This is a genomic window from Streptomyces sp. NPDC048258 (assembly GCF_043201995.1).
Classification (GTDB): Bacteria; Actinomycetota; Actinomycetes; order Streptomycetales; family Streptomycetaceae; genus Streptomyces.
The window spans coordinates 77,942-103,234 of sequence record NZ_JBICZH010000019.1 but is presented as its reverse complement, the minus strand read 5'-3'; the positions used below and the strand labels follow the sequence as shown (position 1 = coordinate 103,234).

General features: G+C 70.8%; 22 protein-coding genes. 11 read left to right on the top strand and 11 right to left on the bottom strand.

Annotation, left to right across the window (positions count from 1 at the left end; genetic code table 11):
* Window positions 1-64: 64 nt before the first annotated feature.
* From ACGFYQ_RS32830 to ACGFYQ_RS32810, 5 genes are all read right to left on the bottom strand, one after another.
* A complete protein-coding gene (locus ACGFYQ_RS32830; protein WP_393749827.1) occupies window positions 65-1,351 on the bottom strand; it encodes an ATP-grasp domain-containing protein in 1,287 nt (428 codons plus the stop codon).
* Between the two features lie 9 nt (window positions 1,352-1,360).
* Complete coding sequence (locus ACGFYQ_RS32825) at window positions 1,361-2,662, bottom strand: MFS transporter (RefSeq protein ID WP_393749826.1); 1,302 nt, start codon at window positions 2,660-2,662, stop codon at window positions 1,361-1,363.
* Window positions 2,640-3,932, bottom strand: coding sequence for a hypothetical protein (locus ACGFYQ_RS32820; protein WP_393749825.1), 1,293 nt, complete (start codon window positions 3,930-3,932; stop codon window positions 2,640-2,642). Before ACGFYQ_RS32820 ends, ACGFYQ_RS32825 begins: the two co-directional genes overlap by 23 nt.
* On the bottom strand, window positions 3,929-4,723 hold the full coding sequence (locus ACGFYQ_RS32815) for a class I SAM-dependent methyltransferase (protein WP_393749824.1): 795 nt from the start codon (window positions 4,721-4,723) through the stop codon (window positions 3,929-3,931). Before ACGFYQ_RS32815 ends, ACGFYQ_RS32820 begins: the two co-directional genes overlap by 4 nt.
* A 211-nt stretch (window positions 4,724-4,934) precedes the next feature.
* Window positions 4,935-6,098 (bottom strand): FAD-dependent oxidoreductase, encoded by a 1,164-nt coding sequence (locus tag ACGFYQ_RS32810; protein ID WP_393749823.1) that lies wholly within the window; start codon window positions 6,096-6,098, stop codon window positions 4,935-4,937.
* Window positions 6,099-6,267: 169 nt separating this feature from the next.
* Between ACGFYQ_RS32810 and ACGFYQ_RS32805 the strand changes: the two genes are divergently transcribed.
* On the top strand, window positions 6,268-6,870 hold the full coding sequence (locus ACGFYQ_RS32805) for a TetR/AcrR family transcriptional regulator (protein WP_393749822.1): 603 nt from the start codon (window positions 6,268-6,270) through the stop codon (window positions 6,868-6,870).
* 271 nt (window positions 6,871-7,141) lie between these two features.
* Here ACGFYQ_RS32805 and ACGFYQ_RS32800 read toward each other — a convergent pair whose 3' ends face one another.
* The 3 genes from ACGFYQ_RS32800 to ACGFYQ_RS32790 form a co-directional block, all read right to left on the bottom strand.
* A complete protein-coding gene (locus ACGFYQ_RS32800) occupies window positions 7,142-7,534 on the bottom strand; it encodes a RidA family protein (protein ID WP_393749821.1) in 393 nt (130 codons plus the stop codon).
* Between the two features lie 65 nt (window positions 7,535-7,599).
* A complete protein-coding gene (locus ACGFYQ_RS32795; protein WP_393749820.1) occupies window positions 7,600-8,202 on the bottom strand; it encodes an O-methyltransferase in 603 nt (200 codons plus the stop codon).
* A 238-nt stretch (window positions 8,203-8,440) separates the two neighbouring features.
* Window positions 8,441-9,469 (bottom strand): alpha/beta hydrolase, encoded by a 1,029-nt coding sequence (locus ACGFYQ_RS32790; RefSeq protein ID WP_393749819.1) that lies wholly within the window; start codon window positions 9,467-9,469, stop codon window positions 8,441-8,443.
* A gap of 412 nt (window positions 9,470-9,881) precedes the next feature.
* Between ACGFYQ_RS32790 and ACGFYQ_RS32785 the strand changes: the two genes are divergently transcribed.
* The 3 genes from ACGFYQ_RS32785 to ACGFYQ_RS32775 all read left to right on the top strand — a co-directional run bounded on the left by ACGFYQ_RS32785 (window position 9,882) and on the right by ACGFYQ_RS32775 (window position 13,566).
* A complete protein-coding gene (locus ACGFYQ_RS32785) occupies window positions 9,882-10,838 on the top strand; it encodes a GlxA family transcriptional regulator (RefSeq protein ID WP_393749818.1) in 957 nt (318 codons plus the stop codon).
* Between the two features lie 105 nt (window positions 10,839-10,943).
* Complete coding sequence (gene gap / locus ACGFYQ_RS32780; protein ID WP_393749817.1) at window positions 10,944-11,942, top strand: type I glyceraldehyde-3-phosphate dehydrogenase; 999 nt, start codon at window positions 10,944-10,946, stop codon at window positions 11,940-11,942.
* A 355-nt stretch (window positions 11,943-12,297) separates the two neighbouring features.
* Window positions 12,298-13,566 (top strand): M20 family metallopeptidase, encoded by a 1,269-nt coding sequence (locus ACGFYQ_RS32775; protein ID WP_393749816.1) that lies wholly within the window; start codon window positions 12,298-12,300, stop codon window positions 13,564-13,566.
* Between the two features lie 208 nt (window positions 13,567-13,774).
* Here the strand turns inward: ACGFYQ_RS32775 and ACGFYQ_RS32770 are convergent, their stop codons facing one another.
* Complete coding sequence (locus ACGFYQ_RS32770) at window positions 13,775-14,626, bottom strand: GNAT family N-acetyltransferase (RefSeq protein ID WP_393749815.1); 852 nt, start codon at window positions 14,624-14,626, stop codon at window positions 13,775-13,777.
* Window positions 14,627-15,123: 497 nt separating this feature from the next.
* Here ACGFYQ_RS32770 and ACGFYQ_RS32765 point away from each other — a divergent pair, with 497 nt between their 5' ends.
* Window positions 15,124-15,747, top strand: a complete 624-nt coding sequence (locus tag ACGFYQ_RS32765; protein ID WP_393749814.1) for a class I SAM-dependent methyltransferase — start codon at window positions 15,124-15,126, stop codon at window positions 15,745-15,747.
* 298 nt (window positions 15,748-16,045) lie between these two features.
* On the opposite strand, the gene ACGFYQ_RS32760 is transcribed toward ACGFYQ_RS32765, so the two are convergent.
* Both ACGFYQ_RS32760 and ACGFYQ_RS32755 read right to left on the bottom strand, forming a co-directional pair.
* Complete coding sequence (locus ACGFYQ_RS32760) at window positions 16,046-17,302, bottom strand: DUF6923 family protein (RefSeq protein ID WP_393749813.1); 1,257 nt, start codon at window positions 17,300-17,302, stop codon at window positions 16,046-16,048.
* A gap of 586 nt (window positions 17,303-17,888) precedes the next feature.
* On the bottom strand, window positions 17,889-19,070 hold the full coding sequence (locus ACGFYQ_RS32755; RefSeq protein ID WP_393749812.1) for an FAD-dependent monooxygenase: 1,182 nt from the start codon (window positions 19,068-19,070) through the stop codon (window positions 17,889-17,891).
* Window positions 19,071-19,241: 171 nt separating this feature from the next.
* Between ACGFYQ_RS32755 and ACGFYQ_RS32750 the strand changes: the two genes are divergently transcribed.
* The 6 genes from ACGFYQ_RS32750 to ACGFYQ_RS32725 all read left to right on the top strand — a co-directional run bounded on the left by ACGFYQ_RS32750 (window position 19,242) and on the right by ACGFYQ_RS32725 (window position 25,145).
* Complete coding sequence (locus ACGFYQ_RS32750; protein ID WP_393749811.1) at window positions 19,242-19,535, top strand: ArsR/SmtB family transcription factor; 294 nt, start codon at window positions 19,242-19,244, stop codon at window positions 19,533-19,535.
* Entirely contained in the window at window positions 19,532-19,918 is a 387-nt protein-coding gene (locus tag ACGFYQ_RS32745) for a VOC family protein (protein WP_393749810.1), read from the top strand. The genes ACGFYQ_RS32750 and ACGFYQ_RS32745 overlap by 4 nt, the downstream gene beginning before the upstream one ends.
* A 57-nt stretch (window positions 19,919-19,975) precedes the next feature.
* A complete protein-coding gene (locus ACGFYQ_RS32740; RefSeq protein ID WP_393749809.1) occupies window positions 19,976-20,221 on the top strand; it encodes a hypothetical protein in 246 nt (81 codons plus the stop codon).
* Between the two features lie 74 nt (window positions 20,222-20,295).
* Window positions 20,296-21,447 (top strand): hypothetical protein, encoded by a 1,152-nt coding sequence (locus ACGFYQ_RS32735; RefSeq protein ID WP_393749808.1) that lies wholly within the window; start codon window positions 20,296-20,298, stop codon window positions 21,445-21,447.
* Between the two features lie 214 nt (window positions 21,448-21,661).
* A complete protein-coding gene (locus tag ACGFYQ_RS32730; RefSeq protein WP_393749807.1) occupies window positions 21,662-23,662 on the top strand; it encodes a hypothetical protein in 2,001 nt (666 codons plus the stop codon).
* A 4-nt stretch (window positions 23,663-23,666) separates the two neighbouring features.
* Window positions 23,667-25,145: an ABC transporter substrate-binding protein gene (locus ACGFYQ_RS32725; protein WP_393749806.1), complete on the top strand. Its 1,479-nt coding sequence runs from the start codon at window positions 23,667-23,669 to the stop codon at window positions 25,143-25,145.
* Window positions 25,146-25,293 lie beyond the last annotated feature (148 nt).

Below are 25,293 nucleotides of genomic sequence, written 5' to 3'. Positions count from 1 at the left end.
AGTGACCTATGGGTAATCTCACAAACCGTCATCCTGAATAGCGGACGCGGTACTTCCTACTTCCTCATTCGGTGCGCTCCGGGTCGTGCTCTCCCGGCATCAACGGCAGCCCCAGCATGCGCTCGAAGCGCCCGGTGATCTCCCTGATGGTCGCCGAGACCTCGGCATGGTCCCGGCCCAGCAGCATCACCCGGCCGATCGACGCACCCGCCGCGACCTCACTGCCCGGCCCCACACCGAACTGCGCGAAGGTGTCGTACTGGACGAGTGCGTCCCCGTACTCCCCGAGCCACGCCACGTCGAGCCGGTCGGGCAGCACACCCGCGCGGCGGGTGAGCAGCCGCCGGCTCATCGCCACCCCCGCCGTCTCCGGGACCGTGACCGGCGCGCCGCTCAGCAGGTCCAGGTAGGCCGTGTAGATGCTCCGCCCGGTGGCGTGCCGGTAGAGCGCGGGCATCACCCCGCCCATGATGCGGGCGTTCGCCTCCACCAGGACCGGGCCGCGCTCCGTGCGGATCAGCTCCAGATGGAAGATCCCCCGGTCCAGACCGACGGCGCGGCACACCTCCCGCGCGTAGGCGACACACTCGTCCCGCTCCACCGCGGCCAGCCGCTCGGGGATGTGCGCGCCGAGCTCGATGACCTGGTCGTCGGCCGAGCGGGTGCGCCCGCTGACGCAGAACGCGAAGAACTCCTCCCCGCGCACGCCGATCTCCACCGAGACCAGCGGACCGACCAGAAGCTCCTCGACGAGGATGCCGCGCGAGTACTGCTCGCGCCACAACTCCGGTACGGAGTCCAGCCGATGCAGCACCTGCTCGCAGGCGGCCCGCGCCTCCTCCTCGTCGTGCGCGACGAACGACAGCGCGCTGTCGGCGCCGGACGGGGGCTTGATCACGACCGGGTACCCGACGTCCCGGGCGGCGACCAGGGCCTCGGCGGTGGAGTCCGCCGTGCCGAACCGGGCCGAGGGCAGCCCGGCGTCGCGCAGCGCCCGGCGGCACAGGTCCTTGCGGCGCGCGGTGAGCGCCGGTCTGGACGCGGGCCCCGGCACCCCCAGCTTCTCGCAGGCCAGTGCCACCGCCTCGACCGTCAGGTCGAAGTGGGTGGAGACGAAGTCGACCGGGTGCTCCGCATGGCACTCGGCGATGACGTCCGCAACCGCCGCGGCGTCGGTGGTGGCCACGCCGTCCCTGAACCAGTCGGCCAGTCCGATGAGTTCGCGCTCGCGCTCGCCGAGCCGGTAGTAGGGGGTGTGCGACTGCACGTAGCCGACCCGGTGGCCGGCCTCCTTGGCGCAGCGCAGCGCCTCCAGGGAGGCGGAGTTCGAGTCCACGAAGAGAATGTGCATGAGTTGTCCTTACGATCCTGAGGGCGTCGCGGGCGAGGCCTCCGGCGTCGCGGTGGCCACGTCCTCGGTGAGCCGCGGCGCCCGCAGCAGCACGGTCGCCAGGGCGAGCGCGCCCGTGCACAGGAACACCGAGGGCGCGCCGAGCCCGTCGGCCAGCACGCCCGCGACCAGCGAGCCGAGCGGCAGCACGCCCCAGATGATCCAGCGATAGGCGGCGTTGACCCGCCCGAACAGCTCGGGCGGGATGGAGGACTGACGGTAGGTGACGCTCATGACGTTGATCGCCATCAGCAGGGCCCCGGAGACGGTGAGCGCCACCGCGGCCACCGCGACGTGCGGGATCGCGAGCGCCATGTAGCAGACGCCGACCAGGGGCGCGCAGACGCGCAGGACGCCTCCGCCGCCGAACCGCGTCAGGGCCTTCGCCGCGAACCGCCCGGATAGCACGCCGCCCACCGCCGGTGCGGCGAGCAGCACGCCGTAAGCCCAGGACGGCAGCCCGAGGCGGCCCGGGGCGATGGCCCACAGCGGCAGGATGGTGATCGCGGCCGCGTAGGCGAGGTTCACGCAGGCCGTGACCGCGGCCAGGTGCAGCAGGTCGCGGCGGCGCCGGAAGTGGCCGAGGCCTTCCCGTAGGTCGGCGAGCACCGACTTCGGCGAGCCGCCGCGGGTTTCGGCGGCGGGCCCGTCGCCGGGCACCCGCAGACCGCCGAGGACCAGCAGGGTCACCACGTACAGCACCGCCGCGGAGCCGATGCCGCCGCCCGCGCCGAGCGCGGCGACGACGCCGCCCAGGGCGGGCCCGAGGAACTGCGCCATCACCGTCTGCACGGACTGCAGACTCGCGTTGGCGTGCGGCAGCGCGGCTCCGTTCACCAGGCGGGGCACCAGCGACTGCGCGGCGATGTCCACCACGGTGCCCGCGGCCCCGACCGCGAACGCGCCCAGCGCCAGCGCCCACACGGAGAGGTGATGGGTGAACGCGGCCACGCCGAGCAGCAGCACCAGCGGCATCCGCAGCCAGGAGGCAGCGCGCATCACGCGATGCGGGTGGTACCGGTCGACCACCACTCCGGCCGGCAGGGTGACCAGCAGCCACGGCATGCGCATCGCCACGCCCACCGCGCTGATCGCGAGGGCCGAGTGGGTCAGCTGCAGGGCCAGCAGGGGTACGGCGACGCGGTAGACGCCGTCGGCGAGGTCGGAGGAGAGCACCGCCGACTGGAAGATCCGGAACCGGCGGTCGAGTCGTATGCCGTCGGAAGCCGCGGCACCGGTCCCGCCGCGGTCAGAGGTCGCAGAGGTCGTCATGCGTCACCGTGAGCAGTGCGGTGTTGAGGAACGCGCCGTGCCGGGCGTTCAGTACGGTGCCGCCGTCGGGCGTGCCGTGCCGGACGAGCACGGAGGATGGCTGCCCCCCGAAGACGTACGGGCCGATGACGTAGGGGACCTCGGCGGTGCGTATCTCGCCGGAGGGCGCATGACGGAAGTCGAGCGGCACCAGGTCCCCGGCGATGTACTCCTGGAAAATGTGCCCGCCGTCCCGCGCGGCGCGGTCGAGCGCCGCCCGCCACTCCTCGTCGCCCACCGCGGCGCCGAGGACGACCCCGCTGCCGCCGTAGCCGTCGGCCGGCTTGAGCACGAGCTCCGCGCGGCGCTCCGACGGCCTGGCGGTGCGGTCGCCCGCGTCACAGGTCCAGGGGATGTGCCGATGGATGAAGTCCCGGTCGGCTGACGGCAGTTCATCGGCGTCCTGCCAGAGCCAGGCCAGCGTCAGCTTGTGCGCGAGCAGCATGGCCGCCTCGGAGGTGAACATGCGGACCGTGCCCGCCCGAAGGGCCCGTACCAGAGCCTCCATACCCGCGCTCGGCGGCTGGCTGTGGCTGACGAACATCCGCAGTACGGCGTCCACGGGCCGCCCGTCCACGAGCAGCCGCCGGCTCTCGTCGGTGGCGAGCCGGTCCAGCGGATACGTCACCGCGTCCAGCCCCTGCCGCCCGGCGCTCTCGCACACCGGACGCATCCACGCGGTGAACGCGGCGAGGTCCTCAAGACCGGGCGTGGCCCCCGCGGAGAAGGCGGGCACGACCACGCGGGCGCCGTCCGTGAGGCGGAGGGTGGTGCGTACCGCCTCGGACCTCGTGTCCACGGCCGACGGCGGCACACTCAGCCCGTGCGTGTCCCGGTACAGCGCGAGGAACCGCTCGCCGAGCAGCGCGGCGTGGGAGGCACCGCCCAAGGCGCTGTCGATGTTCAGCTCGACGAATTTGGGCGTGCCGCCCTGCACGAGGATGTCCGGGCGCACGGCCGCCAGGAGGTGGTCGCCCAGCGGCTCGTCGTCGCCGAGCAGCGGCCATCGGCCCGCCGGTACGGCGAGGGCGCGCCGCAGCTCGCCGGCGGTGGCGGCGCGGCGGCGGCAGGCGTCCAGGACGAGGCGGCTCGCGCGCAGCGTGAGCTCGCCCATCTCGCGGAACCGGTCCGCGGAGAGGAAGAAGGGCCGTACGGGGCGCCACGCGCCGTCGGCGCCGGCGATGCCGTCGAAGAAGCGGTCGGGAGCCGGGGTGAGCTGACGTATCGTCATGCGGCTGTCCGTACGGCGAGGTGTGCCCAGGTCTGGGTGAACCACAGCTCGCCGTCCCTGCGCAGCGGACGCAGACCGGTCGCGGGCCCGCCGTCGAGCTCGGCGATCAGCTCCCGCTCGATGGCGCGCGCGGTGTCGTCGGGGGTGAGGGACTGCTCCAGCCACGGGGCGAGGGGCCGTACCACGTCGAAGACGTCGGCGCGCTCGGCGGCGGCGCCGACGGAGGTCAGCAGGCCGGTGATGTGGTCCGCGGTGAGGAGCGTGCCGTGCGAGGGGTCGCGCAGCCGCTCCAGCCGGTCGGCGTCGCCGGGCAGATCGGGGCGCGCCACCATGTCGGCGACGACGACCCGCCCGCCGGGGCGGCATACCCGCACCAGCTCGGCGGCGACCCGCTCGGGGGAGGCGACGTGGTGCAGCGAGAAGCGCGTCACGACCAGAGGGAAGGAGCCGTCCAGGAAGGGCAGCCGGGCCGCGTCGCCCTGCTGGAACACGAGATTGGCGACGCCTTCCGCGTCCGCCTGTGCCTTGCCCTGCGCGAGCATCTCCGGCGTGGTGTCCAGGGCGGTGACCTGGCGGACCCGCGGGGCCAGGGCGCGGGCGACGATACCCGTGCCGCAGGCGGAGTCCAGGCAGACCGCGTCCGCGTCGGGTGCGATGAAGTCGACGAGACGCCGCAGGTGCATCGTGAAGGCGCCGTTGAGCCGCGAGTCCTCGAAAGTGCTCGCTTGTCGGGCGAACTCCCTGTGCACCAGCTCGGTCTGTCCGGGGGCGCTTTCCACTGACGGCTTCACGATCCTCTTCCTCAACGGTGCGGGTCGGACGGGGTGTTGACACGTTGTTGAAACAAGGCCTGAAAAAGTTATCACTGATCATCCGGGAGTGGGCCGCGAAGTGATCAAGGAAGCAGAAGCTGTTCCGGTCGGCCGGTGGTGGATGGCCGTCGTCGGCGCCGACGGGCGGCCGGGCCCGCCCCGAACACCGGCGCGCCCTCCGTCGTCACGTTCATGCCGTGTCGTTCGGATCATCGGGCTGGGCGTTGTCGTTGCCGAAGCCGGGTACATCGCCGGACAGCAGGTGCTCGGCGGCGCCTTCGAGCGCCCTGGCCATCTCGGTGGATCGGGGGAGCATGGATTTCTCGTAGGTGCGGACGGCGTCGCCGACGGTGGCGGCGTTCGCGAGAGCGAGGGCGAGTTCGCAGGCGTCGAGCATGGCGAGGTTCACACCGACGCCGAGCGGGGGCATCAGGTGGGCGGCGTCGCCGAGCAGGGTCACCGTCGGGCTGGGTTCCCAGGTGTGCGGGACCGGGAGGGCGAAGAGCGGGCGGTCGACGAAGCAGCCTTCGTTGTCGGTGATCAACCGGCGCATACGGGGTGACCAGTGGGCGTACTCGTCGAGCAGCAGGGCGCGGATTCCGTCGGTGCCGTCGGCGGTGAGGCCGGCCGCGGTGATCCAGTCGACCGGTGCTCGCCGGATCAGGTAGACGCGGATGTGGTTTCCGCTGTTGCGCTGGGCGAACAGTCCGCGGTCGCCGTCGGCCGCAGCGGCGCTGCCCATGCCGACCAGCTCGGCGATGTCGGGGTGCCGGTTCTCGACGTCGGAGAACCATGCCTCCAGAAAGCTCACCCCGGTGTGTTCGGGGACGGCGAGGGACACGGCCGGGCGTACCCGGGAGAAGGCACCGTCGGCGCCGACGACCAGATCGGTCTCGATGGTCGTGCCGTCGGCGAAGTGCAGCTGCCGTGGGCCGTCGGTGGGGCCGCTGATCATCTCGAGAGCGTGGCCCCAACGCACGGTTTCGGGCTGCAGGGAGTCGAGCAGCAGGTCGCGTAGCTGGCCGCGGTCGATTTCCGGCTTGAAGAGCTCGTCGGCCTCCGGGACTTGATGGAACGTGATCGTGCCCGCCGGGTCCATCTGGCGCATCTCCTGCCCTTCGGGGCGGGCCAGTGCGAAGAACTCGTCGAGCAGGCCGGCCTCGCGCAGGGCTATCTGGCCGTTGTCGGCGTGCAGGTCGAGGGTGCCGCCCTGGTCGCGGGCGTCGGGGCCCGGGTCACGGTCGTAGACGGTGACTGCCAGGCCGCGCTGCTGGAGGATGCGGGCGCAGGTCAGTCCGCCGGGTCCGGCACCGATGATGCTGATTCTGGAGTGAGCGGGTTCCGGGGATTCCACGGTTGTTCCCTTCGGTCGGCGAGGAGGGGCGCTGGGTGGCCGGCCGGCGCTGAGCTCGGTCTCGGACGCGCTTCGCAGAGGTGGTCGCGGAATCCAGAAGAGCAGACCAAGTAGAAAAGTGCAATGAGTCAACTTTTCTCTTGATGCAACCATTGGCTATGCTCACGTCATGACCGTGCCTCCTCCCGGCCGCCGCGAACGCAAGAAGGCGGCCACCCGGCAAGCGATCGCCGACGCCGCACTGCAGCTCTTTCTGGAGCGCGGATACGATCAGGTGAGCATCCGTGACATCGCCGACGCGGCCGACGTGTCGACGACGACGGTGTTCAAGCACTTCACCGGCAAGGAAGCGCTGGTATTCGACCAGGACGAGGACCGGGAGTCGCAACTGGTGGCCGCGGTGCGGCAGCGAGCCGCCGGTCAGAGCATCCTCGACGCTCTCCGGCAGCACGCCCTCGACACCTGGCTGCCGATCGCGGCGCATCCGCAGAGTGCCGAGTTCCTCAGCCTGGTGGAGTCCACGCCCGCGCTCCGCGCATACGCCGAACGCATGTGGACCCGGCACACCGACAGCCTCAGTGCGGCCATCGCCGACGAGGTCGGCGTGGACCACGACGACCTCGCATGTGTGGCTCTCGCTCGATTCGTGCTGGAGATCCCGCTCCTCGCTCGGGGCCGGCAGGACCGCCCAGCCGCCGTCGAGGCGATCTTCGACATGCTTGCACACGGCTGGGAACCACCCCGAAAGCCGACGGGGCCCCGCAGCACCTAAGGGCTGTCCCGTAATCCCCGGTGGATCAGCGCACGGCGTCAGATGCGGTGCATCGCAAGGCGGAGGGGCGCCCCCATACTGGGCGTATTCGGGCGTTCCCGACAACGCAGCGAGGTGTCGTAGCTGGCGTCGTGCGCCCGCCGGGGATTACGGGACAGCCCTTAGGGGTGTCCGCAAAGTCGAAACGAGTCCAGAAGATCACCTGGACCGAGCGCATCCCCGCAGACGGAAAGCAGTCCGGTGCACCAGCGAACAGAACATCTGAAGCGATTCAATCGAGAACAGCGTCGATCTCCACCTCGACCAGCCAGGCGGGGTCGATGAAGCGGGAGACCTCAACGACCGTCAACACAGGCCGGATGGATGCGAACCGTTCACCGTGCGCTCGCGCGGCCTCCTTCCACCGGGCCACGTCGGTGAGCATGATGCGCGTTCGTATGACGTCTTCCATCGATGCCCCGGCCAGCTCCAGGGCACGCTCGGCGATATCCAGACACCGCACCGTCTGCGCATAGACGTCACCTGGCCCCACGGTGGAGCCGTCATCCCCGATGGGGGCTGTGCCGGCGACCGCTACGTGGTTGCCCGCTCGCACCGCCCGCGAGAAGCCGATCTGCGGTTCCAGCGGTGACCCCGAGCTGACAGTCTGTCGAATGCGTTCCATCACGTCATGCTGTCAGACGTGTTCGATGACCGACCACCGGTGTGTCGCCGACGACAGTCTGTCTCTCAGCGGAGCGGTGCATTTCCGGCGTTGGCTGACCGCACTGCCATGAGGAGCCCGGTCGCCCAGGACATGCGGACGGAGCGAAAGTCCTCGCGCTCTTCCAAGTCGGTCAGCAGGCGCTCGACCGCAGCGCCGTGGCCCTCAGGCCAACCGGGCTGCGGCAAGAGGTCGTCGATCAAGTAGGTTCCGCCGGGGGCCACGAGTTCCAAGGTCCGTTCCAGGTGCGTGAACTTGCCGGGCCAGGTATCTGCGAACACCAGGTCGAACGGTTCCCCGTCGTAGGTCTGCAGCCATTCAGCGCCGTCTCCGGCCACAAAGGTCACCCGTGGATCAGACCCCAACTGCTCGCGGGCGACCTTCTGCACAGCCTCGTCCAGTTCGACCGTGACCAGACAAGAGGCGCCGTCCATCCCGCTGAGGAGCCAAGCGGTGCCCTCGCCCACACCCGTGCCGAGTTCGAGGATGCGGCCACCGGGACGGGCAGCCGCGAGGAGGGCCAGCAAGCTGCCGGTGCGCTCCTCGCAGGACATGGCGAAGCCCGCTTCGCGCGCCGCAGCACGCAGGGCTGGCAGAGAAACCGGGAACCGGCTCGGCGTGTCGTCCATCCGGGGATCATGCAGCCGCCGTGCGTCCCACGCAACGCTTTTTGCTGCCCCCTCAAAAGGCGTCCGCGGCCATTCCCACTTGGCCGGCTTCGCCTCGCCCGCTGCCCAGAGATCGGCAGATCTCCTCGCGCTCGACTGTCTGCGCAAGCAAGTCGTCCATCTCATCAGGGCAGCCCGGCTCCATCAGCCACAGAACCCCGAGACGGATGAACGACACGTTGAGAGCCTCTGACCGGGGTCAACCGAGCTGCCGCCCGAGGAAGTCCAGCATCCCCTCCGCCGCGACGCTCCAGTACGACCAGCCGTGGGTGCCCGGCTCCAGGACCACCTCGGCGTCCACGCCGCGGGCGGCGAACACGGTGCGCAGATCCTGGGTCCCCGGCAGGTAGTTGGTGTCCTCGGTCCCGCAGGCGAGGCGGTAGCGGGTGCGCCGGAGCCGGTCGGGCGCGGTGCGCCGGATGGTGTCGGCCAGGTTGTACTCCCGGGAGCGGTCCGTCAGCCGGGCGGATCCGGCCAGGTCCCGGCCGAAGGCATGGCCGTAGAAGCGGTTCCACTCCTCCATCGGCATCACGCGGTAGCCCTCGTCGGTGAAGTGTGCCGTGCTCAGCCCGGCGGCGGCGCCGAACAGGCCCGGGTACCGAAGGGCGTACATCAGCGCGCCGTAGCCGCCCATGGACAGCCCGGCGACGGCCCTCTTCTCCGCCCGGCCGCCCAGCCCGTGGGCCTGTTCGACGGCCGGGACGAACTCCGACACGAACATGTCCTCGTAGCGCAGGGCGTCGACGCCCGATCCGGCGTCGTTGATGTAGAACGTCTCGTCCTGGCCTCCCCCTGGATTGTTCGGGTCGCGCCGGGCGTCGGGCATGACGAGGGCGCACGCCGGGATCCGGCCCGCCGCGATGGCCCGTTCCAGGGTCGGCACGATGCTGCCCTTGACGACCCAGTCGGTGTGCTTCCCGCTCGCGCCGTGCAGCAGGAAGAGCAGCGGGATCCCGCCGTCCGGCCCGCCGCCCCGGGGCGCGGAGGTCACCCCGGCGGGCAGGTAGAGGCTGTAGGGGACGTCCCTGCCGAGCAGCCGGCTGCGCACGGTCAGGTCGGTGCGCAGCGAGGCGGTCCCGGAGGCCGACGAAGCGGGCGGGGTGGAGGGCGGCGCCGGTCCCTGCGCCCCGGGGCCGCCCCGCAGCAGGAAGGCCGCGGAGATGACGGCCGCGACCGATCCGCCGGCCCCGGCCGCGAGCAGGGAACGGCGTGCGGGAAGTTTCACCATGGTTCCCTCACCATCGGCACCGGATGTTCGTCTCGGCCGTCCTCCGCGCGTGCCCGGCGGTCCGGACGCGGCGAAACCCACGCCCGTGCCGGGTGGGCGAGCAGGCGATGCTCGTAGCCGGTCCCAGGCGAGGGAGCTGCGAGGGCTTCTTCCCTCACGCGGCCGGGCGTTCACGGGACCGAACACATGACACGCCCCGCATCCGCATCGAGGCAAGCAGCCACGCCGCAGAACCACCGAGGTCATCACCCAGTGGGCTGCCGACTACGGACTCCGGCGGAGCCGGGTCGCCTGTCGGCCGTGCGGGCCGGCCGACAGGCGTGGCCTGGAAGACCCCGGGACGCCACCTCGCCCGCTCGGACCGCCAGGCCACTGACCTGGTGCTTTCGACAGCCCGCGTACCCTCTGTCCTGTGTCCGCTTCCCGTCTGCATCGCGTCGCCGTCCTCGTGCTCGACGGTGCGAAACCGCTCGACGTCGGCATTCCCGCGCAGGTCTTCACGAGCCGGGCGAGCATGCCGTACGAGGTGCGCGTGTGCGGCGCGGCACCCGGCCTCGTGGCCGGCGGCGACGGCCTCTCGTACTACGTGTCCCACGGGCTCGACGCACTTGCCTGGGCCGACATCGTCTTCGTCCCCGGCTACCGGTTCCCGGACCGCGACGACCCGCCACCGGCCGTGATCGACGCGCTGATCGCCGCCCACGACCGGGGCGCGCGACTCGCCGCCATCTCGACGGGCGCGTTTGCGCTCGCCGCCACGGGCCTGCTCGACGGCAAGCGCGCCACGACCCACTGGCACTACACACGGGCGCTCATGGCGAAGCATCCGCTCGTTCGGCTCGACGAGAACGTGCTGTTCGTCGACGAGGGCAGCGTGCTGACCTCGGCCGGCGCCGCCTCGGGCATCGACCTGTGCCTGCACATTCTGCGCCGCGATCTCGGTGTGGCCGCGTCGAACCACGCGGCCCGGCGCCTGGTCGCGGCCCCCTACCGCAGTGGCGGCCAGGCGCAGTACGTGCCGCGCACGGTGCCCGAACCGCTCGGCGAGCGGTTCGCCGCCACCCGCGAGTGGGCGCTGCACCGTCTCGGCGAGCCTCTCACTCTTGAGGCGCTCGCCGAGCACGCCGCGGTGTCGCCCCGCACGTTCTCCCGGCGCTTTGCCCAGGACACGGGGTACACGCCGATGCAGTGGGTCATGCGCGCCCGGATCGACATGGCCCGTGAGCTGCTCGAGCGTTCGCAGCGGAGCGTCGAGCAGATCGCCGCCGACGTCGGCCTCGGCACCGGTGCAAACCTGCGGTTGCACTTCCAGCGCATCCTCGGCACCACCCCGACCGAGTACCGGCGCACCTTCACCAAGGGCAGGTAGCCCGCCACCCACGTGGCGAGATACTTTCGAACCATGGCAATCTCGCCGCTGTCACGGGCGGATGCCGCGGGCGAACCTGATGGCGAACAGAAGGGGACACCGCTCATGACTCGCATCGCCATCAACGGATTCGGCCGCATCGGACGCAACGTGCTGCGCGCACTGCTCGAACGTGACACCGACCTCGAGGTCGTCGCCGTCAACGACCTCACGGAACCCGCGACCCTCGCACGGTTGCTCGCCTACGACACCACGGCCGGACGGCTCGGCCGCCCGGTGACCGTCGACGGGAACGCCCTGGTCGTCGACGGCCGCCGGATCACGGTGCTCGCCGAGCGGGAGCCGGAGCAGCTGCCGTGGGCCGAGCTCGGCGTCGAGATCGTGCTCGAGGCGACCGGCCGCTTCACGTCGGCCGAGGCCGCCCGGGCCCACACCAAGGCGGGGGCGAAGAAGGTCCTCGTCAGTGCGCCGTCGGACGGCGCCGATGTCACGCTCGCCTACGGGGTCAACAACGACGCGTACGACCCGGCCCTGCACACCATCGTCTCGAACGCCTCGTGCACGACGAACGCGCTCGCGCCGCTGGCAGCGGTACTCGACGAGCTCGCCGGCATCGAGCACGGCTTCATGACGACGGTGCACGCCTACACCCAGGAGCAGAACCTGCAGGACGGCCCGCACCGCGACGCCCGCCGCGCCCGCGCCGCCGCCGTCAACATCGTGCCGACCACGACGGGCGCCGCCAAGGCGATCGGCCTCGTACTGCCGAACCTCGACGGCAAGCTTTCGGGCGACTCGATCCGCGTCCCCGTTCCGGTGGGCTCGATCGTCGAACTCAACACGACCGTCGCCCGCGACGTGACGCTCGACGACGTGCTGGCCGCGTACCGCGCCGCGGCGCAGGGACCGCTGGCCGGCGTCCTCGAGTACTCGGACGACCCGCTCGTGTCGTCCGACATCACGGGCAATCCGGCCTCGTCGATCTTCGACTCGGCCCTCACCCGCGTCGACGGCCGCCACATCAAGGTGGTTGCCTGGTACGACAACGAGTGGGGCTTCTCGAACCGCGTGATCGACACGCTCACGCTGCTCGCGACTCGCTGAACCCGACGACGCAGCAGTCCCGAACACGGAGACCGCGCTGCCCGGTCGTCCGGGGTTCCCTCCCCCGCCCCCCGGCATGACGCCGGGGGGCGGCTGCTGTCCGCGACCGGGCCCGGCGCGTCACCGCCCTGTCGCCACCTGTCGCCACCTGTCGCCACCTGTCGCCGCCGAGAGGGGCATCGGCGTGGCGACACGGGATGCGGGGCAGACATGACAGTCGCCGCATGACCCGTTCTCGTGGAGGAGATGCCGTGCGTGTCGCCCCGCTGGCCGGCAGCTTCGCCGAGCCGGACACCTGCCAGGCCCCGTACCCGAACGCGCTCCCGCCGGCGGGGGACGTGGTGGCGGTGGCGCGGTGACGGCAGCAGGCAGCGACAGCGCGCCCCAGGGGGACTTCGCGGGGCTGCTGGCCGAGGCGCACGCCACCCTGCCCGGCATCGTGGCGCTGCGCCGGAGCATCCACAGCTTCCCTGAGCTGGGCACGCATCTGCCCCGCACGCAGCAGGCCGTGCTGGAGGCACTGGGCGGGCTCGGGCTGGACCTGGCCACCGGCTCCCGCCTGAGTTCTGTCACCGCCACACTCGAAGGCGGCCGGCCCGGTCCGGCAGTCCTGCTGCGCGCCGACATGGACGCGCTGCCCCTGGACGAGGACACCGGTCTGGGCTTCGCCTCCCGGCTGTCGGGCGCCATGCACGCCTGCGGACACGACACCCACACCGCCATGCTCGTCGGGGCCGCCCGGCTGCTCGCGGCCCGCCGCTCACAACTGGCGGGCCGCGTCGTCTTCATGTTCCAGCCCGCGGAGGAATCCGGCGGCGGCGCCCGGCACATGATCGACGAGGGAGTGCTGGAGACCGCCGACGGCAGCGGAGTGGCGGCCGCGTTCGCCCTGCACATCACCACGCGCTTCGACAGCGGCACCTTCCACCTGCGGCCGGGCCCCACCTTCGCCGCCTCCGACGGCCTTCACGTGACCGTACGCGGCCGTGGCGGACACGCCTCGGCGCCTCACCGGGCCCTCGACCCCGTCCCCGTCGCCTGCGAGATCGTCCAGGCCCTGCAATCCATGGTCACACGGACCGTCGACGTCTTCGATCCGGCCGTGGTCACCGTCGCCTCGATCCACGCCGGCACGACGGCCAACGTCATCCCCGAGACCGCCGAGATCCGCGGCACCTTCCGTACCCTCTCCCCCACCGCCCGGGAGCTGGTACGCGACGGCATCACCCGAGTCGCCCACCATGTCGCCGCCGCTCACGGGGCGCACGCCGACGTCACCCTGACCGAGGGCTACCCGCCCGTCGTCAACGACGCCTCGTGCACAGCGACCCTCCAAGCCGGCGCGGCCACGCTCCTCGGGCCCGACCGGGTCCACCATCTGACCGAGCCGTTCATGGGCGCCGAGGACTTCTCCTACATCCTGCAGCGGGTGCCGGGCGCGATGGGCTTCCTCGGTGCACGCCCGCCCGGCATCGCGCCCGCGGAAGCCCCCGACTGCCACTCCAACCGCGTCGTCTTCGACGAGGACGCCCTGGCCACGGGAGCCGCCCTCTACGCGGCCGCGGCCGCGGCCCTGCTAGCCGGTTCCTCCGGTGACGGCACGCGCGTGCACCCGAGGAGATGACCGCCCCGCGCCCGATGGATGAGGCCAAGTGCTCGCTGCTGCCCGCCTAGTACGGCGGTTTCACCACCCTACGGGCGCCGCCCGCCCGGCGGTCCGTGCGGCGCCGTACGCATAGGCCCCGACATGACCACGTACGCCGACGGCAGCGCCAGTGCTGTGGCCGGAAAGGGTTGGCGTCGCGACCCGGTGAACCTTGCCGGTCACAGCACTAGAGGTCGATCGAGCGGTACTCGTCCAGCACGGCGAACCCGACTCTGTCGTACAGGCTCATCGCGACCTCGTTGCCGCCGAAGACGTTGAACATCATCGCTTCGTCGCCGCCCTGCCGGGTGGCCCACTCGCCGACCGCCATCCCGGCCCGGCCGTAGCCCTTGCCGCGGTGCTCCTCGTACACCTCCAGGGAGAAGCCGAAGGTCACGCCCGGCAGGAAGCCGTGGTTCACCCAGCCGGTGCCGACCACTTGGCCGTCGGCCTCCATCGCGTAGAAGGCGTGACCCGGGGTCAGGTATCCCTGCGGGAGGTAGCGGGCGAAGTCCTCGTCGGACTTCGCCTTGGCCTGCTCCGGGGTCAGAGCTCCGGCCCGGACGATGTCCGCGATGTACGCGGCCTCCTCACCGGCATACCAGCCCGGATACTCCTCCTCGGTGAGCCGGCGGACCGTCAGGCCCGGCGGCAGCTCCGGCTGCTCGGCCACGGCACGCATCCGGATCTGCCCCCGTACGGGGTAGTCGGCGAACGCTCCCGCCCCGCCCATGAGCCGGACCTCCACCCGCTGCGCGCCCTGCTCGACGCACCACCGCTCGGCCCACTCGCGCCCCTGCGGCACCGTCAGCTCGTGGATCCGCCCCACGGTCGCCCCGTTGTCCTCCGTCACCCCGACCGCGATCCACCCGGCGCCGTCCGTGGCCACCGTCCAGTCGTCGATTCCCTTCACCGCCCGTTCCAGCAGGGCCTGGGCCAGCGGTTCCGAGCACCCGGCGGCCCGGTACCCGGCCAGCACCCGCTCCTCGAACCCGCCTCGCCACTCGCCCTGACCGGCCACGATCTCTATCTCGTTCATCCGCCCACTCTAGGCAGGGGCGCCGGGGGGGATCGGCAGTCGGTTCGGCGTCCGTACCGCCCTCGCGGTCGGCGCTCCCGCTCTGGTCGTCCCCTGCGCGGTCCTGTACTTCTCCCCCGTCCGCGCGCTGCGGGCCATGCCCGCACCTCCCCCCGTCCCCCGAGCGAGCTCCGTCGAGCCGATGAACACCACACCCCTGCCTGCCCCGACCGGCAGCGTGGACGCGGCGGTCCCCACGACCCCGCCGGACAACGCCGGAACACGGCGCGGCGGCGCGGTCGCGGGAGGCGGGGCATGAGCGCCGTCCTCACCGTCGTCGGGATGCGCCTCCACACCGACGGCAGTCGGTCGGTGAGCGGCGGGTCGGGCGCTGGAGAGCGGCCGGGCCCCTGCCCAGCGCCCACTCGACGCAGTTTCCGGGACCCGGAGGTCGCCGAGCGCGGCTACACACCAACACCCATCCTTGATCGAGTCGTTGACCCATCGTGGAGGACCCTGTGACGCTTTCCGCTGAGGCCTGGCATCGCCACTACGAGGCCGGGAAGGATTTCCGGCCGATGACCGGTGCCGTGCGGGCGGTGCTGGACGAGCACCTGCGGCTGCAAGCCGACGCAGAGGGTCGCAGAGCCCTGGACGTGGCCTGCGGGACCGGGGAACTGGCCCGTCTGCTGGCCGAGGCAGGCTACCGGGTCGACGCGGTGGACTACGCGCGCGCCGCCATCGACCGGGCGAGGGAGGTCTCCCCGCCGGAGATCGCCTTCCACTGTCTCGACATCGCCGACGGCGACCTCACCGCTCTGACTCCGGCCGACGGGTACGCGCTGATCACCGTCTGCCGGGCCCTCGCCCACCTGCCCGACCGCACCCGCGTCGTCGCCGCCCTCGGCGCCCTCCTGGGCCCGGACGGAACGCTGTGCGTGATCACCCCGCACGCCGCCAGGATGCCGGAAGACCTGCGCTCCATCTGCCTCGACGACGCCGAGCTGGACACGCTCGCCGACGGCTGGGAGCGGTCCGAGCGGGTCGACGCCGCGGAGAGCACCGTGGTGCTCTTGCACGGTCCCTGCACCACGGTCACCGACGCAAGGAACCCCCCATCCGTCGCCCTGGAGAACCCGTGACCGTGCCGAGCATGATGGGTGTCTTCGCCCACCCCGACGACGAGTCCCCGGTGGCCGGCGGAATCCTCGCCCGGCATGCCGCAGCCGGCGCCCGGCCTCGTGCACGGCCGTCATCCGCGCCTCGGTCATGCCACATGACATCGGGCCGGGGTCCCACCCACGGGTGGAACCCCGGCCCGCCGGACGGACACGGTCAGCCGGCTGCTGCGGCCTTACCCTCGCCGAACCGTGCCGACGAGGCGGAGGATTCGGTACGTCCCCGGGTCAAGGCCTTGCAGCGGATTCCGAAGGAAACGACCTAGGCGCCGTCCCCCGGCAGAACGCGGGTGGACGCGGTGTCCGTGTTGTTGTCCTTGTGCGGGTCCGCGTCGTCGCCGAACACCCTGGCGGTGTTCTTCACGGTGGTCGGCTTCAAAACGTTGGCCGCGGTGCCGGTCACCTCGATCTCCACGCGGTCGCCCTTCTCCAGCGGACCTCCCGTGCAGGAGAGCAGGCCGTCGGTGATGTCGCACCCTTCGGTCGGCGTGGTGGGCGACAGGATCTTCGCCGGGAGGTCGTCGGTCAGCGACCAGCCGGAGGAGTCGCCCTTCCCTTCGTTCTTCACGGTGATGCGGTACGTGACTTGGCCGCCCGCCTCGACGCTCTTGGTGCCGTGCTTGCGCACCGCCAGGTCGGCGGACGAGTCGAGGAAGCAGGAGGTGGCGTCGAGGTTCGTCGCCGGGGTCGTGGTCTGCGTGGACAGTACGGTGAACCGGGGGTTGGAACCGGTCGCGTTCTTCACGTGTACCCGGATGAGCTGTCCGGAATTGCGGAAGAATCCGAGATCGCCATTGCCGTACGTGAAGACGCCGCCGAAGTCCTCACCCCCCGGAAGAACACCCGGGAAGAAGGCCACGCTCTCATTGGCGATGTCGATCCGCGTGATGGCACCGTCGTCGGTCGATCCCCACAGGAATCCGTCACGGAACGCGATGTCGAAGACGTCGAGCTCCGGGTCGGCCAGCTCCGGGACGTTGATGACATTCGTGACCGAGCGGGAGGTGACGTCGATCTGGTAGATCTCCCCCGTGTTGTCGGCGAGGACGTAGTAGTTGCCCTCCTTGTCGAACGTTCCCGAGATGTAGAGGGCCGGCGGCAGACCGGAGATGGCACCGAGGTTGGTGGAGTCGCCATTGCCGTCGAAGCGGACCAGTTCGTTGTTCCCGGTGCCGAACGTGGTGCCGTAGAGGAAGCGATCGCGCGGGTTCACCCCGATGGCGTTGTAGAGGAACGGCGTCGGGTCGCCCAGCGGCGTGAACTGGACCGTTCCGGCCCCTCTTTCGGCGGTGTACAGCTGGTTCGGGTCACCGAACGAGACGTAGACCTTTCCGTCGCACGCAACGGGGTCCCCGTTGGGGTACTTCTGCGCGACGGCCGCCGCAGGGGCCGGGACGGCACCGGCCGGTGACGCCGGCAGGCTGGAAGCGAGCCCGGCGACGATACCGACCGCGCCCAGCGCGGAAAGCGCGCGCAGCCGCCGCTTTCCGCGGTTCCGCCCGTTTGATTCTCGAATCACGAACATGCACCTTTCACTGCTAAAGGCAGACAGGGCCCCACGACGGCGACCCCCTCAGTGTGTGCCGGATGTGACAGACACAGATCAGCACAAGTGATGTTGCGTCGGATATCACGGCTCGTGTTTCGGGAATGGAGTTCGCTCCAATGCACCAGGCAAATGCCTGGGCAGATTCTGTCAGATCATCAGAAAGTTGACCCGATCGTGCCGTTGACTGACCGCCGCCGTTTACCGCTCGCCGGATTTCTCCTGCTGCCCGGCCGGTACGTGGCAGATCAGGTCCTTGGCCGGGAGCCTGCCCGTGGTCGGATAGGCCGTGAGGCTCTTTTCCGCACAGGAGTTGGAGCCGTAGACGATGCGCCCCTCTCTCCCCCGGCGACGGTGACCATCCGGGAGCCGTGCATGGCCCGGTGCGTGCCTTGGCCGCCGGCCAGGGGCGTTCCGGGGGCCCGCTCGGGCGTGCCGGACGGGCCGGCTTCTTGTGCTCGCGGCCGCCTTCTGCAGCCGGGCGACCCACTCGGCGGCCGCGAGCCGAAGCATGGACCTGCCCCCCGAGATCCGCCGGACAGGACCTTGCGGGTCCCTGCTATCCGGGGAGGCGGAAGCCGTTGAAGAGGTCGTCCATGCCACGCAGGGCCAGGCGGGCGGGGGTGGCACGGACCGCGAGGTCGCGGGCAGCCGCCGCGAGCGGGTTGCGGAGGGCGCCCAGGCGGCCGACCCGGCGGGCGCGGACGCGCACGGCGTCGGTGCGGTCACGGCGGGCCGCGGTGTACGCGGCGAGGGCGGCCGGGACGGAGTCCGTGCTGTCCCCGCTGTCTCCGGCGGGAAGCAGGTGGGCGAGGACCACCGCGTCCTCGATGGCCTGACAGCCCCCCTGTCCGAGGTTGGGAGCCATGGCGTGGGCGGCGTCGCCGAGCCAGGCGATCCGGCCGCGGTGCAGGCTGGGTAGCGGAACGGCCAGGTCGTAGAGGTCGTTCTGGAGGACGTCGGCGGGGTCGAGTCGGCGAACGCGGTCCAGCAGAGCCGGAATCGGGTCGTGCCACGAGCCGAAGCGGTGCCGGAGTTCGGCGCGGGGGTCGGCTGACCGGGTGCCGGCCGGGACGACCGCGGTGGCGTAGAGGTACAACCGGCCGTCGGAGAGCGGGGTCACGCCGAACCGCTCGCCCCGCCCCCAGGTCTCGCTCATGGCCGGTATCCGGAGGTCCGGGGCGTCCACGATGGTTCGCCAGGCGGTCTCGCCGATGTAGTGCAGGCCGGGGTGGGCGGGGAAGTACGCGCGGCGCAGCGGGCTGTGGATGCCGTCGGCGGCGACCACCAGATCGGCGGGAAGGTCCGGGCCGACTGCCGTACGGATGGTCGGACGGCCCGCGGCGTCGTCGACGGCGGTCACGGCGGTGCCGTAGCGAATGGCCTCCGGCGGCAGAGCGGCGGCCAGGGCGGCGGTGAAGGCCGGGCGCGGGACGGCTATGGGGGGCATGCCGTAGCGGGCCGCCATGTCCGCGGTGCCGGTCCGGGTGAGCCACTGGCCGTCGGAGCGGCGCAGGCCCATCGTCGTGGGTACGGCGCCGCCGGCGGCGCGGGCGGCGTCGACGCCGATGGCATCGAGTGCGCGCAGGGCGTTGGGGGCGAGGCCGATGCCGGCGCCGGTGGTGGGGGGTTCGGGGGCGCGTTCGCAGACGGTGACGTGCCAGCCGCGGCGGTGCAGTGCGATGGCGGCCGTGAGGCCGCCGATTCCGGCCCCGGCCACCACCGCGTGACGTTTCGGCATGGAAAACCACTCCGTTCGGTTCGAGCACCCTCTACATCTATAGAGCCCTCACTCTACAACTGTAGAGTGAGGACATGTCCAGCCGCGCCGATGATGGCCTCGGCGGCTGCCCCGGCGTCGGAATCTTGCGTCCCTTGATAGGCAAGTCATCACTTGCCTATGGTGTCGGGCATGACGGAGGATGTCTTCAAGGCACTGGCCGACCCCACCCGTCGGCGCATCCTTGACGAGCTGGTGGAACGGGACGGCCAGACCCTGTTCGAGATTTGCGCACGGCTGGTGACCAAGCACGGTCTGGGGCTGTCCCGCCAGGCGATCAGCCAGCACCTGGCCGTACTGGAATCCGCGGGCCTGGTCCTTTCGCGACGCCAGGGCCGCTACAAGTTCCACGATCTGAACACCCAACCCCTTGAGCGCATCGTGACCCGATGGCTCAGGCCCGATGCACCGGAGGGCACCCCATGAAGATCCACTTGTCCAGCGTGTTCGTCGATGACCAGGACAAGGCCCTGCGCTTCTATACCGACGTGCTGGGCTTCGTGAAGAAGACCGAGGTCCCGCTGGGCGAGGACCGGTGGCTGACCGTGGTCTCGCCGGAGGATCCCGACGGGACCGAACTGCTGCTGGAGCCCGACGGCCATCCCGCGGTGAAGCCGTACAAGACGGCACTGGTCGAGGACGGCATCCCGGCCGCGTCCTTCGCCGTGGACGACGTACCTGCGGAGTTCGACCGGCTGCGCGAGCTCGGGGTGCACTTCACCCAGGAGCCGCTGACGATGGGCCCGGTCACCACCGCGGTTCTGGACGACACCTGCGGCAACCTGATCCAGATCGCGCACAGCGAGTAAGGACCCCCGGCGCGGGCCCCAGCAGCGACCCGCTGTCCGCCGGAGGAGCACTTCCGGGTGCAGCTCGGCGAGGCGTTCGCCAAACTGATCGAGAAGCACGGCACCGCGCCCGGTGGCGATCCCCGCGACGAGTTCATTGTCGTGGACACCGCCCGGGCGATGCGGCACGCGCTGCGGTCCATCGAGCTCACCGACGAGACGATCACGGAGCTGGAGATGATCGAATTCCCCATGTCCGTGCGCTGCCGCAGTGACAGCGAGGCCGGATTGGCGAGTGCCGCTGGTGATCGGTACGGCGCCTGATGCCTGACTCCGCACCGGCGGAACCTACCCCGCCGGTGCGCCGCGATGCGCGCCATGGACTGCTGCCGCCAGTCGTGGCATGGCTGATCACGAACCTCATCACCTGGCTGGTCGCGAAAGGATCCGTGGCCGGCGATGGATCCAAAGTGGCCTATTGGTCCACAGACGGTCGCCATCGCTGGGATTCCGGACACTACCTGTCCATAGCCAAGACCGGCTACGAAATGTTTTGGTGCCGGGAGCGCTACCCGAACTTTCGCGATGTCATGTGCGGAAATGTCGCCTGGTTTCCCGGGTACCCCATGTCGGTCCGGGCGGTTTCTGCCACCGGACTTTCCTATGAGATATCCGCCGTTGTCGTCACTGAAGCGTCCCTGTTCGGGATGTTCGCGGTGTTGTGGTGGCTGCTCGGCGCCCGGCTCACCTGGGCCACGGGCCTCACCCTCGCCATTGGTGCGGTGTTCCCAGGCGGTATCTACCTCCATGCAATATTCCCGATCGCCACCGGAACGTTGGCGCTGCTCGTCTGTATCGCCGGAGTGAAACGCGGCTCCTGGGGAATTGCTGCTGCCGGTGGTTTCGTGGCGGCCTCCTGTTATCCGGTCGGCGCTGCCGCCGCCGGCATGCTGCTGTTGAGCGCGTTCTTCGCGTGGCAAGGTCACACGTGGCCGGTACGGTGCGCGAAGGCCGGATCGTCAGCAGCTCTCGCCGGCTGCGGCGTGCTCTGGGCCAAATGGCTGATGTGGCAGGCGACGGGCCGCTGGGACGCGTACGAGGTCATCCAGAAATCCAGCTACCAGCAAGGTGACCTACGTCAACCCTTCGACGAGATGAGGAAGGCCTACTATTTTCCGTTCCGCGACTGGTACAGGCCCGAGGGCCCCCTGCCGTGGCTGGTGGAGCACAGTCTCGCCGCGCACCGGACCCAGCTCTGCCTGAATATCACGTTCTTCCTGCTCATTCTGGCGACGGCCGCAGTTCGACTCCTCCGGAACCGTCGGCTCGACGTCGAGGAGTGGGCCGCCTTGATCTTGACGGTGGCAATCTTCTTGCTTCCGTTCTTCGCCGGCGCGGAAATGTCGTGGTATCGCAATCATGCGCAAATGTTTGTCGGGCTCATACTGGTCAGGCGCATGCCCCGATGGGTTCAGGTATCACTGTTGGTGTTCTGCTCGATCCAGTACGCCTTGTTGGGGGCGATGTTTTTCGCCGGCGTGCTCGTGTAACCGGTCTTTCAGACAGGGCCGACGTGCCCTCCCCCCTGGTCCCCGACCAGCTCCTGGACCCCGCGGCCACCGCCCCGCCGACCGCGGACGGCGGAGCCCGCCCCCGCGCGGAGTGGACCGAAACGAATCAAGGAGCGGAAACCCCTGTCTGACTCCGGCTCCGGATGGCAGTCTCTACTCCTCGGAAACGTTGTCCTGGGGGGGATCACACGTGATGGAGCCGGGTACGGGCATGGGCCTGCGGGGCCGCAGCGGCATCCTGTCGCTGGTGGACGCATGCCTGAAGGAGAACCCGGCGGCCGAGAGGCCCCTGACCATGCTCCTCGGCCCGGCGGGCAGCGGAGCCAGTGAGGCGCACAGCGCGCTCATGGAGCACTTCGGGCCCGACTACCCCTTCGCCTTCGTCAACTTCGGCGGGGCCCAGTCCCTGCTGCCGCGCTACGCCCTCGGGCTCCTGGCCCGCCAGCTCGAACGGAAACTGCCCCGCTACGGCCGCTCCCACTTCCCACTGCTCAGCCTCGGCCTGCTCGCCTCCGACCAGGAACTCCGCATGCGCAGCCTCGCCGAGGGCCGGCGTGCGGTGCAGCGCCAGCTCGACCGGTTCCAGGAGGAGAACGAGGCCCGGCACGGCGACTACCTGGCCGCCTTCTTCGAAGTGGGCATGGGCGCGGTCGGCATGCCCGAAGGCGCCTCCACCGCCGCACTCGCCCTCTTCCAGGACGCCCTGCGGCGCAGCCGCCGCACCATGCCCGGCCTGTTCGGCGGCAGACTGGGCAGCCGGCTCACCGCCGGGGCCCACTGGTACGGACGCCACCCCATGACCCGCAGCGCGGACCCCATGGAAGCCCTCGTGGAGCTCAACCTCTGGCGCCACGAGGGCGACGAGAACGAACAGGAGCGGCTCGACCTCGTCCTCTTCTCGGCCTTCCTGGAGGACCTCAGACGCAACACCGCCCGCAACTTCATGCCCCGCTCCTACCTGCTGCTCCTCGACAACTCCCACACCGAGTACGGCCGCCGCTTCCTCGACCTGCTGCTGCGCTCCCGGCACGACGAGACGGTCGTGGCCGGCCACGCCAGCGACCCGCTGACCGTCGTCGCCAGCTCCAACCGCTGGCTGCCCCGCTGGGGCCCCGCCACCGGGGACTCCTGGCCCTGGCAGCTGCGCGGCCCCGACCGGGCCTCCTTGGCCGACTGGAACGCCCACCGGCCGACCCGCGACAGCGAGGACACCTGGTGGTACCCGTTACGCCTGCGCGACCTCAACCTGGACGAGGTGCGGATCCGGATAGAGCTCCAGCTCGGCGGGAACAGCGACCTGGCCCCGCTGACCCGCCTCACCCCCTTCGTGCACCGGCTCACCGGAGGACTGCCGCGCGCCGTCCACCAGGTACTCGACGTACTGCGCCAGGCCGGGCCGCCCCCGGACTCGGGCCCCCAGCAGGACCGATGGCTGCGCACCCTGCCCGACCGGCCGCTGCGCACCGGGGAGGACTCCGCCACCCTCGCCGACACCGCCCTCGGCCACCTCCTGCGCGACTTCGACGGGACCCAGCGCGCCGCCCTCGCCGAATGCGCCGCCGCCCGGGACTTCTCCGTCGCCACGCGGCTGCTCAGCCCCGACGACTCCCTGTTCGGCGACATCCGCTCCCGCTGGCTGCTCACCGGACCCGTCGCCGTCGTCCCCGTACTCCATCCGTGGCTGCGCCGGCTGCTCCTGTGGCGGCTGGCCGAACGCCCCGACGGATGGGATGCCGTGCACGAACTCCTCGCGGAGTACTACCGCGGCGAGGGCAAGCCGGTGCAGGAGATGTACCACCAGCTCGCCTGCGGGCGGACCGAGGAGGTCACCGCCCACCTGACGAGGCGCTTCACCGCCGTACCGGCCGCGCAGTGGATCTCCGAGTTCGACGCGATCACGGCCGCACCGAACCGCCTCCCCGCCGACAGCGGACCGCTGGAACTCCTCGCCGGGCTCGTCCCGCGCCGGCCCGGACGCGTGATGGACACCGAGTCCGTGATCCACACTCTGGTGACCACCCGCTGGGTGTGGAGCGATCCGCTCGCCGACCCCGCCATGCGGCTCAACGACATGATCGCCGACGGCTACACCCAGCTGTCCCAACTGCGGAGGAACGACATCGTGGCCCTGTTCAACGAGGCGGAGCGGTACCGTCACTGGCGCGGTCCCCAGACCGCCGGCTGGGAGGGCTGAGCGCGTGCCCAGACTCGAATGGCCCCTGCACGTCGTGCGCCGCGTCGCCCTCGCCACCGCGGCCGCCGTCGCCCTGGTCGCGGCGCTCTGGCTGGGTGTCGGCTGGCTTCAGGAACGCCAGTCCAGATGCGCCGCCGGGGTCGTCGAACAGGGCCCGGACGACGAGTGCGTCGGCGTGACCGACGGCTCCTACGTCTTCGCACCGCACCTCGACGCCGTCAGCAGGAAGATCGAGGAGGAGAACCGCCGGGTCCTCGCCAACGCGGACAAGGAACCGTACGTCAGCGTCGCCTACTTCACCTCCTTCACCACCACCGCCGAGGACAGCAACTCCGACGAGGGCGTCCGCCACGAACTCCAGGGCGCCTACCTCGCCCAGTACCGGCACAACCAGGGCGACCTCGCCGCCACCCCCAAGATCCGCCTGCTGATAGCCAATCCGGGCAGCAGGTCCACGCAGTGGAAGCACACCGTCGACGAGCTGATCGCCCGCAAGGACTCCCCGGACCGGCTCGTCGCGGTGGCCGGCCTCGGCCCCAGCACCAATGAGAACCTCGCGGCCATAAAGCGCCTCTCCGAACACGGCATCGCCATGGTCGGTGCCACCATGACCGCCACGAACATCCAGGGCATCAACGGCTTCGTCCGGATCGCCCCGACCAACGAGGACGAGGCGTACGCGGCCGCCGGCTACCTCAAACGGCGTGGCGTCGCCACCGCCGTCGTCCTCCAGGACGTGGCGGAGGGAAACCTCTACGCCTCCACCCTCGGCACCGCCTTCACCAAGGCGTTCCAGGAAGGCGACAAGCACAGACTCGTCGCCGAGCGCATGACCTACGACTCCTCCGTCAGCAGCGCCTGGCAGAACGAACTGCGCTACATGCCCGGACAGTTGTGTCAGCAGCGCCCCCAGCTCGTGTACTTCGCGGGCCGCGGCCGGCACCTCACCCACTTCCTCGACGCGCTCTCCAACCGCAGCTGCACCGACCAGCAGTTCACCGTGTTCGCCGGGGACGACACGACCAATCTGAGCGCCGAGCAGCTCGCCCACGCCGCCGAGACGGGCATCGAGGTGCTCTACACCGGCCTCTCCCACCCCGACATGTACCGCTCGGCGCCGCAGGCGGTGTCCGCGCCGTCCGCGAAGAACTTCCAGCCGGGCGGGCTGCTGGACCAGTGGTTCCCGCACGACCCACGTGAGGACGGCGGGGCCCTGATGGGCCACGACGCGGTCCTCGCCGCGGCCCACGGCATCCAGATGGCCGCCCGCTGGCAGGGGCAGGTCGTCGGCGACGCGGTGGCCCGGATGTTCCACCAGATGGACGGCACCCAGCAGGTCGCCGGGGCCAGCGGGTTCATCTCCTTCCAGAACAACGGCAATCCACGCAACAAGGCCGTCCCGATCCTGCGCCTCAACGGGAAGGGCCAGGTCGAGTTCGTCGAGGTGTCCTCGGCGGAGGGCAAGCCGCCGCAGGAACAGTGACGCGGCCGACCCGGTGGGGCGCGGCCGCATGCGACGGGGACCGGGGCGGATCCGAGTACCCCGACGCGCACCGTACTGCGGCCCCCGTCGCCCGACGGCGAAGGGCGGGGCGTCCGAGGACGCCCCGCCCGGTGGAATCACTGCCAGG